This is a genomic window from Corynebacterium sp. AOP36-E1-14 (assembly GCF_052377495.1).
Taxonomy (GTDB): domain Bacteria; phylum Actinomycetota; class Actinomycetes; order Mycobacteriales; family Mycobacteriaceae; genus Corynebacterium.
The window spans coordinates 88899-100024 of record NZ_JBQSWV010000010.1; the positions used below are offsets into that span (position 1 = coordinate 88899).

The following is an 11126-nucleotide window of genomic DNA, read 5'->3' on the forward strand; positions in this document are numbered from 1 at the left end:
ATTTCACCACATCCACTCCCCCGCCACGTCCCCGGAGTACCCGGCGGCCCGCAGCGCACCCACCCAATCGTCCAGCGGGAGGCCGCCGCTGCCCGGTGCGCCGCGTCCGGGGTCGTCGGCGATCTGGACGTGGGCGGGGAAGGTGAACGGGTCGCCGGACCCTTCTGCGCCGTCCAGACCGTCCAACCACGCCGCCACGTCGTCGGTCCGGCTGAGGTGCCACAGGTCGGCCAGCAGCCCGGTCCCGGGGAAGCTGCTGGTAACCGCGCGGGCGTCGACGACGGTCTGCACGGGGTAGTCCTCGACCCCGGAGCTGGGTTCGATCAGCACGGTGCCGTGGCCTCGCCCCTGCACCAGGTTGGCAAGGGCGGCGGTGTTGTCGAGCTGCATGGGGCTCAACCGGCGTCCTCCCCGCCCGAGCAGAAGGTTGAAGCGGCCGGCGCCGGTGGCGTCGGCCAGCCGGGACATCGCGTCGACGTGGCGCCGGCTCAGAGGTTCCTCGTGCAGGACGCCGCGGTCGCCGGCGGCGAGGTCACCCGCCCAGAAGTTCACGGCGACGAGCGTGAGCCCGCGGCGCGCGAGTTCCGCGACGAGGTCGTCGACCTCCGTGTCGTCCGGCTCCGGGGTGGTCCACGGCCACCACAGTTCGATCCTGTCGACCCCCAGGGCGCCCGCCCTGTCGAGGTCGGGGTGCCCGGCGGGCCTGCCGATCGAGCAGTTCACCGCCGTCGTGCCTGCTGTACCTGTCATGCCTGCCGTCCCTCACGTCGGAATTGTCCCCAATCTACGCGACCCGCCGGAGGCGCATCGGCCATAATGAGCCCCATGGTTGAATCCCCACACTCCCCCAGGGTCGCCCCCAGGGTCGCAGTCGTCACCGGTGCCGGCGGCGGGCTGGGCCGTGCCTTCGCCACCGCCTTGGCGCAGGAGGGCTGGAGCGTCGCCGCGTTGGGACGCAGCGTCGGCACGCTGGAGGCCACCGTCGAGGCGTGCCGCACGGCAGGCGACACGGCGGGCGGTTCTGCCGACCATCTCGCCGTCGTCTGCGACGTCACCGACGAGTCCTCCGTTTCCGCCGCATTCGACCAGGTCACCAGCACCCTGGGAGGCCTCGACCTGCTGGTCAACAACGCCGGCGTCCCCGGAGCCACCGGGCGGATCGACACCGTCGACGCCGCCGCCTTCGAGGCCACCATCGCGACGAACCTCACCGGCACCTTCCTGTGCACCCGGGCGGCCTTCTCCTGGATGGCCGCCCATGGCGGAGGACGCGTCGTCAACAACGGCTCCATCGCCGCGCACGCCCCGCGTGCCGGCGCGGCGGCCTACGCCGCGTCCAAGGCCGCCGTCGCGTCCCTCACGGTCTCCACCGCGCTGGACGGACGGGGCCGGGGTATCACCGCCACCGAACTCGACATCGGCAACGCCGCCACCGAGCTGCTGGGCACCTTCACGGCTGCCGACCCTGCCGCCGAACCCACCTTCGACGCCGCCGAGGCCGCCCGTCTGCTGGTCAGCGTGGCCGACATGCCGACCGGCGTGTCCGTGGACCGGGTCACCGTCACCGCCGCAGGCATGCCGTACCTCGGGAGAGGATAGGGACGACCGGCGATAATTTCAGTTTGTTTCCCACCCCTGAGTACGGTGACGGTGTGATCAACAACGATCGCCCGTCAACTGCGCCGGACTTCCTGCTCTCCCGCGCGTCGGGCAGCATCCGCACCCAGGGGACACGCGCGTCCTTCCCCGACCCGTTCGAGGCCGCCACGGCCCTGCGCGACGGCAGTGCGCGGCTCGTCGTCGGCGCCGTCCCCTTCGACACCGCCAACCGGGCCGCACTGACCGTGCCAGGCAGTGTGGTCGAGACCGAGGGGCCGCTGGAGCCGCCGGCCTACTACCGCGGACGTGAGTTGGGCGAGCTGCTCGAGGTGCTCAACGTGCACCCCACCAGCAGTTCCGAGGAGCACCAGTCCACGGTGGCCGCCGCCATCGAGACGATGCGCACCACCACCCTGCGCAAGGTGGTGCTCGCCCGCGCGGTGGACATCGAGTTCGCCGAGGAGGTCGACCCGCTGCTCATCGCCGCCCGGCTGATCGACCTGTCCGCCCACCGCGACGGTTTCGCCGTGGACCTCTCGGCGACCGGACGCTCCGACGACCGTGGCACGATGCTCGTCGGCTCCTCCCCCGAGGTGCTCATCCGCCGACGCGGCACGACCGTGGAGGCCCGTCCGCTGGCCGGCTCCGCCGCCCGGCTGGCCGACCGCGGTGCCGACGAGGCCGTGGGACGCACGCTGCGCGACTCCACCAAGGACCTCACCGAGCACCAGCTGGTCGTGGACCACTACCGGCAGGTGCTCGGCGGGGTGTGCTCGGAACTGTCCATCCCCCGGACCCCCGAGCTGATCAAGACCAACGAGATGTGGCACCTGGCCACCCCGGTGCGCGGCACACTGCCGGACCTGCACTTCTCCGCACTGGACCTGGCGTTGATGCTGCACCCCACACCCGCCGTCGGGGGGACCCCCACCGACGACGCCATCGGGATCATCAACGAGGTCGAGGAACCACGCTGCTGCTACGCCGGCTTCGTGGGCTGGTGCAACGAGGACGGCGACGGCGAGTACATGGTCAGCATCCGCTGCGCCGAGATCGCCGGTGCCACCGCCAGGGCGTGGGCCGGCGGCGGGATCATCGCGACGTCCTCCCCCTCGGCCGAGGCCGCCGAGACGACCGCCAAACTGCAGACCGCACTGCGGGCACTCAACGTGCCCGCCGCGATGCGGGCGGTCTGACATCCCCCTGTAAGAGGCTCCAGGTAGAGGCTCTAGTAGGCCTCGATGGGGTTGACCAGGTGGCCCAGGCCGGGGATCTCGATGTCGATCCGGTCGCCGGGGACCATCTCGGCGGTGCCGGCCGGGGAGCCGGTGCAGATCACGTCGCCGGGCAGCAGGGTGAACGCCTGGGAGACCCACTCCACGATCTCGGGGATGGCCTTGATCATCTGGTCGGAGTTGGAGTCCTGCTTGGTCTCGGTCACCCCGTCGTGGGTGAGGTGCGCCTTGATGGGCAGGTCGGTCAGGTCGGCGAAGTCCAGGTCCGTCTCGATCCACGGGCCCAGCGGGCAGAAACTGTCCAGACCCTTGGCGCGCGACCACTGGCCGTCGGCGAACTGCAGGTCGCGCGAGGAGACGTCGTTGACGATGGTGAAGCCCAGGACGACGTTCTTCCAGTCGTCGCGCTTGACGTCCTTGCAGGGCTTGCCGATGACGATGGCGAGCTCACCCTCGAACTCCACGCGGGTGGCCCACTCCGGCTTGCGGATCGGCGCGCCGGTGCCGACCACGGCTGTCGGCGGCTTCAGGAACAGTGTCGGCGGCAGGTGCTCGGCGGACTTGTTGAACACCTCCTTGACGTGGTCGGCGTAGTTGCGGCCCACGGCCACGACCTTCGACGGCAGGATCGGTGCAAGCAGGCGGACGTCCTCGAAGGCCCAGCTGCGCCCGGTGAACTCGGGTTCCCCGAAGGGGTGCCCGGCGATCTCACGGCAGGTCGCGCCGGTTCCGTCGGCCTCCCCGCCCTCCAATGCCACGAAGGCCATGCCTTCCGGATGTGCGATTCGCGAAATTCTCATGGTCGGTTAGCTTACAGTGGAAAACTGGACTAGCTGTGGGCGCCCCCGGATTCCAGGCAGTTACACCTGTGCCGACCGTAGGGTCGAGTAGGGTGACCGGCCGTTGGAGGGGGAGGTCATCGCCAGGAACAGCTCCGCACACGACAGCGCGTCGGTCACCGCCCGGTGCGGCGGGTAGGTCGGCAGTCCGTAGCGTTCGCGGATGCGCGGCAGGCGCAGGTCCTCCCCCCGGGGGTGCACGGACCTGCGCTGCATGCGCCGGCGCTCCAGTGCGTAGGTGTCCAGGGTCGGCACCGTGAGCCCGGTGCCGAAGGCCGTCCGGCACGCCGCGGAGAGGAAGTCCTGCTCGATCATCGCGAAGTGGGCGAGCATCGCCCGGCCCTGCAGGGCCTCCAGGAGCTCGCCCAGCGCGTCCTCCAACGGCATGCCGGCGTCGACTACGTCGTCCGTGAGCCCGTGCACGGTCGCCGACTGGCCCACGCCCTCGTCGTCGTCCTGCGGTCCGGCGATCACCACCTCGCGTGCCCCGGACAGCACGATGCGCCGTCCCTCCATCGGCACCCAGCCGATCGACAACAGCCGGTCGGACGACAGGTCCAGCCCGGTGGCCTCGACGTCGACGGCGAGGACCGGCAGGTCCTCCAGGCGCGTCGAGCCGGCCGGGGGACGCTCGGCGTAGAAGTCCGCCAACGCCCCGGTCGCCCGACGCCTGTTCCACGTCCTGCGCAGCATGCTCACGTGTTCCTCACCGGGTACTTCACGGCCAGGGAGGTCTGGATGCTCTTGATGATGCCGAAGGCGTCGCGCAGGTTCTCCCGGTCGAGCTTGCCCAGGTTGTCCGGGTCGATGCGGTAGTCGGCGACCTCCCCGCTGCGCAGCTGGCCGGCCTGGTGGCGCAGCGAGAGCGCCTTGAGGAAGTTGAAGGCCTCCGTCAGGTCGCGGGCGGCCTTGTGCGTCAACGCCCCGGTGGACGCCGCCTGCGCCAGGCGCTGGTGGGTGCCCACCGCCTTCACCCCGCCCATCAGGGCGTACAACCGGGCGATCTGCACGATCGGCGCGGTGCCGCCGGCCTTGACGTCCAGGGTGTTGCGGTAGTCGCCGCCACGCTGGACGACCAGGCCGCGGAAGATGCCCAGCGGCGTCTCCTTGCGTGCGACCAGGGCGGCGAGCCGGGCGTGGAAGCGCGAGGAGCTGCGTGCCAGGGCCACCGAGTAGCGGTGCACCCGGTCGGCGAGTTCGCGCGCACCGTAGACCGGGCGCATGTCGAAGAAGGTCTGGGCGTGCAGCAGCGCGTCCGGGTTCGGCGCGGTGACCCAGGTGTGGAAGGAGTCCTTCCACTGGTCCACGGTCATCCGCCACTTCGGGTTCATCGCCATCATGTCGCCGGGGCACAGCCGCTGGCTTGCCTCGTCCAACCCGGTGCACACCAGCCGGCCCAACTCGGCGAAGTACTCCCCGTGCAGTTCCTCGTCATAGGAGTTGTGCAGCACCAGGCCGTTGTCCTGGTCGGAGGAGAAGCCCACCGCCCGGCGCGCCTGGGAGCCGATGACGATGAAGGCGTAGGGCACCGGCGGGGGCCCGAGCTCCTCCTCGGCGAGCACCAGCAGCCGGCGGGCCAGGGAGTCCAGTGCCACGGTGAGGATCTCGCTGGCCTCCTCGGCCGAGGCACCGCGGGTGATGAACCCGCTGGTCATCTCGGCGGTGTCGTTGATGATGCTGCGCATCTGCTCGGTGTCGGTGGCCTTGGCCAGGTCCGCGGTGAGGTAGATCGGGTCGTTGCGCAGCGCACGCATGATGTCGGAGGCCGAGATCACCCCGATGACACCGTCGCCGCCGCCGTCGAGCCCGCCGACGACGGGCAGGTGGTGCACGCCCTGCTCACTCATCATCAGCATGGCCTCGAAGGCGGTGGTGTCCGAGGAGGTGGAGAACGGGTTCTGCGTCATGATCCCGGACACGGCGGTCTCGGTGTCCAGGCCCGCGGCGAGCACGCGGGTGCGCAGGTCGCGGTCGGTGATGATGCCGACCAGCTCATTGCCGGAGACGTCCGGGAGCTCGGGGCCTGCGGTGTCGGCGGGGTCGGCGGCTCCTCCCGTGTCCCCGGAGTCCCCGGTGTCGGCGGTGTCCCCCGTATCGGCGGTGTCGGCGAGGACCGGCAGGCAGGAGATGCTGTTCTCGCTCATCAGCTGGGCGGCCTCGCGCACACTCGCCTCACAGCTCACCGACACCAGGTCACGGTCCACCAGCTCGGCGACGTGGGTGCGCAGTGCGTCCGACCCGGAGCGCACGCTGAGCCGCTCGGCAGCGGCGCGGATGCGTTCGGACACCCCGGCGAAGTAGCGGGCGACCTCGGGGTTGCGCTCGATCAGGCCGCGGACCTCCTCGCGGTCCATGGTGAGAAGGAGGCTGTCCTCGACGGCGATCATGGTGTAGTGCGACGGACCCGGGTCCACCCCGAATCCGCCCTTCGTGACGATGGTGGAGTGGCCGAAGAAGCGGCCGGCGCCGCGGCGGTCGAGCAGCACGTCCTGGGAGTCCAGGACGTCGACGGCGCCGGAGCGGATCACGTAGAGGACGTCGTTGGGCTGCCCGGCGGTGATCACCGTCTCCCCGCGGCGGACGTAGATGATCTCCATCTTGGCCGGCAGGTCGTCGAGTTCCTCGTCCGGCAGGTGGCTGAACGGCTCGTGGCCGCTGAGGAACCGCCGGACCTCGTCAAGTTCCACGCTCATGGTCGGCAAGTGTATGGGGTGGGCGCGGGGCACCGGACACCCCAACCCCGAAGTGGGGGTATAGGCAACGAGTTTCACATCAATTCGTGGCATAGTGCTGTATTCCACTGTGACGTGGATTACCCTGACGGGCATGGCACTGGAACACGCGATCATGATCTCCCTGGCGGAACGCCCGGGGACCGGTTATGACCTGGGACGACAGTTCGCCACATCCCTGGGCCACTTCTGGCCCGCCACCCGCCAGCAGATCTACCGGACGCTCGGACGCCTGCACGACGACGGACTGGTGACGTGTCGCGACGTCGCCCAGGACGGCAGGCCGGACAAGAAGATCTACACCCTCGCCCCCGCCGGGCGCACCGCCTTGCACGACTGGATCGCCGACCCGTCCGAGGTCATGAAGATCCGCGACGACCTGTCGGTCAAGATCCGCGGCGCCGAACACGGCGACCTGCGCGACCTGCTCGCCGACGTCGCCGCGCACCGCGACGCCCACACCGAGACGCTGCGGCTCTACCGCAGCTACGAGGCGCGCCAGTTCCCCGAGCTCGCCGGGAACGGCGGGAACGCCACAGACGGCGGCAGGACCGCGCTGACCGGACGCCGCCTGCACCAGCACCTCGTCCTGCGCCTGGGCATCCGCCTGGAGACCAGCTTCGTGGACTGGTGCGCCGAGGTGATCGACGCCCTCGGCAGTACCGGCACAGAACCGACCACACCTGCGACCACAACTGCGACCACACACGAGAAGGAAGACGACGGATCATGACGAGTTCCCCGTTCCCCCACCTCTTCAGCCCCCTCACCATCGGTGGCCTCACCCTGCCGAACAGGTCGGTGATGGGGTCGATGCACACCGGCCTGGAGGACCGCATCTGGCACGCCGACGAACTCGGCGAGTTCTACGCCGAACGCGCCCGCGGCGGTGTCGGCCTCATCGTCACCGGCGGCATCGCCCCGCTGCGCAGCGGTGACCTCATGTCCTTCGGCGGACGGATGGCCACCCCCCTGGCGGTGCTGCACCACCGCCGTGTCACCGACGCCGTCCACCGCGAGGGCGGGCGCATCGCCATGCAGATCCTGCACGCCGGACGCTACGGGGTCACCCCCTTCAAGGCCGCCCCCGGTTCCGAGCCCTCCCCGATCCACCCGTTCAAGCACATGCGCATGACCGAGCGGATGATCCGTCGGGCGATCCGCTCCTTCGGACGCGCCGCCCGCCTGGCCCGCAAGGCCGGCTACGACGCCGTGGAGATCATGGGTGGCGAGGGCTACCTGGTCAACCAGTTCCTGTGCCCGCACACCAACGACCGCACCGACCGCTGGGGCGGCTCGACGGCCAACCGCCAGCGCTTCCTCATCGAGGTCATCGACGAGATCCGCCGGCAGGTCCCCCGCGACTTCCCGGTCATCCTGCGCCAGTCCATCGCCGACTTCGTCAAGAACGGCCAGACCTTCGACGAGATCGCCCTGCTCTCCCGGCGCGCCGAGCGCCACGGGGTCGACGCCATCAACACCGACATCGGCTGGCACGAGGCCCGCGTGCCCACCATCGTCACCTCCGTGCCGCGCGGTGCGTTCGTGAAGTTCACCGAACGGCTGCGCGACGAGGTGTCCATCCCCCTGATCGCCTCGAACCGCATCAACACCCCCGAGGTCGCCGAGGGGATCCTGGCCAACGGCAAGGTCGACGCCGTGTCCATGGCCCGCCCGCTTCTCGCCGACCCCCACTTCATGGCCAAGGCACAGCAGGACCGCGCCGACGAGATCAACACCTGCATCGGCTGCAACCAGGCCTGCCTGGACCACATCTTCGTGGGCAAGAGCGTCTCGTGCCTGGTCAACCCGCGTGCCGGGCGTGAGACGAAGCTGGTGCTCTCCCCCACGCGCCATGCGCAGAAGATCGCCGTGGTCGGTGCCGGACCGGCGGGTCTGTCCGCCGCGGTCTCCGCCGCCGAGCGTGGTCACCACGTGGAGCTATTCGAGTCCCGCGACGCCATCGGCGGACAGTTCTCCATCGCCGCGAGGATCCCGGGCAAGGAGGAGTTCCACGAGACCATCCGCTACTTCTCCACGCGGCTGGACACCCTGGGTGTGGACGTCCACCTCAACACCCGCGCCAGCGCGCAGGACCTCGTCGACGGCGGCTTCGACCACGTCATCGTCTCGTCCGGCGTGGCCCCGCGCATCCCCGACATCGAGGGCGTGGACCACCCCAGCGTGATGACCTACGCCGACGCCGTCCTGGGCGACCGCGAGATCGGCGACCGCGTCGCCGTGCTCGGCGCCGGTGGCATCGGCTTCGACGTCTCCGAGTTCCTCACCACCCCCACCGGGCCCGACTCCCCCACCCTGAACCTCAAGGAGTGGGAGCAGGAGTGGGGTGTCGACAGCGACCCGGCCGCCGTCGGCTCACTGACGAAGCCGCGTCCCTCCGCGCCGCTGCGCAAGGTGTACATGGTGCAGCGCAAGAGTTCCCGGCAGGGCAAGTCGCTGGGCAAGACCACCGGCTGGGTGCACCGTGCGGCGGTGAAGATGAAGGAGGTCGAGCAGATCAGCGGGGCGACCTACGAGAAGATCGACGACGACGGCCTGCACCTCGCCTTCTACGAGGACAAGGACGGCACCCGCACCCTCACCGACCGTCGCGTGCTGGAGGTCGACTCCATCGTGTTGTGCACCGGCCAGGAGTCCGTCACCGAACTCGTCGCACCGCTGCGGGAGGCGGGGGTGACCTTCGACGTCGTCGGGGGCGCCGATCTCGCCGCCGAGCTGGACGCCAAGCGCGCCATCCGGCAGGGAACCGAGGCCGCCGCCGCGATCGCCTGAGTTCCGCGATAGGGTCGGGACGGTCCCCTCCCCCCGCCTGACATCGTCCGAAAGGCCAGACAACGTGTCCCTGTCCCGCCGCAAGTTCCTGCTGAGCGCCGGAGCGTTCTCCCTGGCCGCCGTCGTCCCGCTCGCCGCCTGCTCGCGCGACGGTTCCGGTAGAGCGCAGGACGCCACGTCCGGCGACAGCCAGGCCACCGCCGAAGACGGCGTCGGCGTGGCCGTCGTTCCCGACGACCCGTCCGGCGTCGCCACGAGCGCGGCTCTCTTCGCCTCCGCGAGCACCGCGGTGCTCGTGGCGTCCGACCCCACCCCGGAACAGGTGGGCACCGCCTGCACCCTGGCCCGGGACAACGGCGTGCCCGTCCTGCTCGACGGTGCCGGTGGCGATTCCGGTCCCGTCATCCAGGAGCTGTCGCGGCTCGGTGCCACCGACGTCGTGCTCGTCGGCGGCAGTGCCGACGACGTCGACGGCCTCGGGGACCTCAACGACATCACGGTTCACACCGTCGACACCGGCGATGCAGACAACTGGCCCGAGGACCTGGACCCCGGCGTCGCTGGCGAGGACCTGGAGTCCGCGGGAGTGGCACTCGCCGCCAGCACGTCCTCCCCCGTCAGCGTCGCCACCACGGTCGCCGCCGGATACTCGCTGACCCGCGTCATCGCCCCCGACCCACGCTCCACCGACGAGTCCGTGGCCGCCAGCGTCGAGGCGATCACCGGCGACGGCAACCTCATCGCCCTCGGCGACCACTTCGGCACCGCCGACGACCTGCGCCGACGCGCCGAACTCGCCGCCACCGTGGAAGGCAACCTTCCCGGCGGCGGACAGGTCATGTTCCCCGGGCGCAAGATCATCGCCCTCTACGGCCACGCCGCCGAACCCCTGCTCGGCGTGATGGGCGAACAACCCCCGAAGGACGCCGTGGAACGCGCCCGCCGCCTCGCCGCCGAGTACGACGCCACCAGCGACGTCCCGGTGATCCCCTCCTTCGAGATCATCGTCACCGTCGCCGCCGCGGAACCCGGCCCCTCCGGGAACTTCAGCAACTACAGCGACCCCGCGGAGGTCGTGCCCTGGATCGACGCCATCGTCGACGCCGGCGGCTACGCCATCATCGACATCCAGCCCGGACGCGAGACCCTGCTGCAGCAGGCCCAGCACTACGCCGACCTGCTGAAGAACCCCTCGGTCGGCCTCGCCCTGGACCCGGAGTGGCGGCTCGGCCCCGACGACCAGCCGATGGTCGAGGTCGGCCACGTCGACGCCTCCGAGATCAACGAGGTCGCCGACTGGCTCGAGGGGCTCGTGGTCGCCGAGAAGCTGCCGCAGAAACTGCTGATGATCCACCAGTTCCAGCTCCAGATGATCCGCAACCGCGAGAACATGACCACCGGCACCGACAACGTGAGCGTCGCCGTGCACTGCGACGGGCACGGACCGCAGGGTGTGAAGATGGAGACCTGGAACGTGGTGCGCCAGGACCTCGACCCCGCGATCGCCCTGGGCTGGAAGAACTTCATCGACGAGGACGAGCCGATGCTCGACCCCGCCCAGACCGCCGCGATCTCGCCGACCCCGGACATCGTCAGCTACCAGTAGGTGGCGTGCAGGTGATGGTCGGGTGGCGGGGGGCTACGCTGCTCCCCTGGCCCCTACCCCGCCCCGATGTAGCCAGATCACCCTCCCAGGTAGCCAAATCGCCCGAATCCCTTCCTGGGCGGGCGACTATTTCGCCGTCTTACCCCGGGGAGCAAGCATGCCGGCGACCGCGGCCAGGACGACCACGCCCCACAATCCCAGCAGCAACGACCACGGCACATCCAATGCTGTCGTGACCCCCGTGCCGACCAACATCTCAGACAGGGCGAACTGCGCTGCCCAGAGCGACACCGCAGACATCACACCCGCAGCCAGGCCGATT

At 70.2% G+C, this 11126-nt stretch carries 10 protein-coding genes; 5 read left to right on the top strand and 5 right to left on the bottom strand.

Annotated elements, in window-relative coordinates:
- Positions 1 to 3 precede the first annotated feature (3 nt).
- Positions 4 to 750: a TIM barrel protein gene (locus ACT3TD_RS06710; RefSeq protein WP_301443923.1), complete on the bottom strand. Its 747-nt coding sequence runs from the start codon at positions 748 to 750 to the stop codon at positions 4 to 6.
- A 75-nt stretch (positions 751 to 825) separates the two neighbouring features.
- Between ACT3TD_RS06710 and ACT3TD_RS06715 the strand changes: the two genes are divergently transcribed.
- Together ACT3TD_RS06715 and ACT3TD_RS06720 are read left to right on the top strand one after the other, a co-directional pair.
- A complete protein-coding gene (locus ACT3TD_RS06715) occupies positions 826 to 1599 on the top strand; it encodes an SDR family oxidoreductase (RefSeq protein WP_301443924.1) in 774 nt (257 codons plus the stop codon).
- Positions 1600 to 1655: 56 nt separating this feature from the next.
- Positions 1656 to 2795: an isochorismate synthase gene (locus tag ACT3TD_RS06720; protein WP_444614764.1), complete on the top strand. Its 1140-nt coding sequence runs from the start codon at positions 1656 to 1658 to the stop codon at positions 2793 to 2795.
- Positions 2796 to 2827: 32 nt separating this feature from the next.
- Here the strand turns inward: ACT3TD_RS06720 and ACT3TD_RS06725 are convergent, their stop codons facing one another.
- From ACT3TD_RS06725 to ACT3TD_RS06735, 3 genes are read right to left on the bottom strand one after another with little or no spacing between them, the layout of a single operon-like run.
- Positions 2828 to 3634 (bottom strand): fumarylacetoacetate hydrolase family protein, encoded by an 807-nt coding sequence (locus ACT3TD_RS06725; RefSeq protein ID WP_441578844.1) that lies wholly within the window; start codon positions 3632 to 3634, stop codon positions 2828 to 2830.
- Between the two features lie 60 nt (positions 3635 to 3694).
- Positions 3695 to 4366, bottom strand: coding sequence for an exonuclease domain-containing protein (locus ACT3TD_RS06730; protein WP_301443890.1), 672 nt, complete (start codon positions 4364 to 4366; stop codon positions 3695 to 3697).
- Positions 4367 to 4368: 2 nt separating this feature from the next.
- On the bottom strand, positions 4369 to 6366 hold the full coding sequence (locus ACT3TD_RS06735) for a putative nucleotidyltransferase substrate binding domain-containing protein (protein WP_441578843.1): 1998 nt from the start codon (positions 6364 to 6366) through the stop codon (positions 4369 to 4371).
- A 133-nt stretch (positions 6367 to 6499) separates the two neighbouring features.
- Between ACT3TD_RS06735 and ACT3TD_RS06740 the strand changes: the two genes are divergently transcribed.
- The 3 genes from ACT3TD_RS06740 (at position 6500) to ACT3TD_RS06750 (ending at position 10804) form a co-directional block, all read left to right on the top strand.
- Positions 6500 to 7138, top strand: coding sequence for a PadR family transcriptional regulator (locus ACT3TD_RS06740; protein ID WP_301443892.1), 639 nt, complete (start codon positions 6500 to 6502; stop codon positions 7136 to 7138).
- On the top strand, positions 7135 to 9198 hold the full coding sequence (locus tag ACT3TD_RS06745) for an oxidoreductase (RefSeq protein WP_441578842.1): 2064 nt from the start codon (positions 7135 to 7137) through the stop codon (positions 9196 to 9198). Before ACT3TD_RS06740 ends, ACT3TD_RS06745 begins: the two co-directional genes overlap by 4 nt.
- A gap of 64 nt (positions 9199 to 9262) precedes the next feature.
- Positions 9263 to 10804 (top strand): hypothetical protein, encoded by a 1542-nt coding sequence (locus tag ACT3TD_RS06750; RefSeq protein ID WP_301444045.1) that lies wholly within the window; start codon positions 9263 to 9265, stop codon positions 10802 to 10804.
- Positions 10805 to 10930: 126 nt separating this feature from the next.
- Here the strand turns inward: ACT3TD_RS06750 and ACT3TD_RS06755 are convergent.
- Positions 10931 to 11126, bottom strand: a 196-nt coding sequence (locus ACT3TD_RS06755; RefSeq protein WP_444637977.1) for a hypothetical protein, incomplete at its 5' end; no start/stop codon positions are given.

Excerpts from the sequence above, each read along its gene's own strand:
- ACT3TD_RS06725 (WP_441578844.1), bottom strand. The coding sequence starts at position 3,634 with ATGAGAATTTCGCGAATCGCACATCCGGAAGGCATGGCCTTCGTGGCA.
- ACT3TD_RS06715 (WP_301443924.1), top strand. The coding sequence starts at position 826 with ATGGTTGAATCCCCACACTCCCCCAGGGTCGCCCCCAGGGTCGCAGTC.
- ACT3TD_RS06735 (WP_441578843.1), bottom strand. The coding sequence starts at position 6,366 with ATGAGCGTGGAACTTGACGAGGTCCGGCGGTTCCTCAGCGGCCACGAG.
- ACT3TD_RS06740 (WP_301443892.1), top strand. The coding sequence starts at position 6,500 with ATGGCACTGGAACACGCGATCATGATCTCCCTGGCGGAACGCCCGGGG.
- ACT3TD_RS06710 (WP_301443923.1), bottom strand. The coding sequence starts at position 750 with ATGACAGGTACAGCAGGCACGACGGCGGTGAACTGCTCGATCGGCAGG.
- ACT3TD_RS06745 (WP_441578842.1), top strand. The coding sequence starts at position 7,135 with ATGACGAGTTCCCCGTTCCCCCACCTCTTCAGCCCCCTCACCATCGGT.
- ACT3TD_RS06730 (WP_301443890.1), bottom strand. The coding sequence starts at position 4,366 with ATGCTGCGCAGGACGTGGAACAGGCGTCGGGCGACCGGGGCGTTGGCG.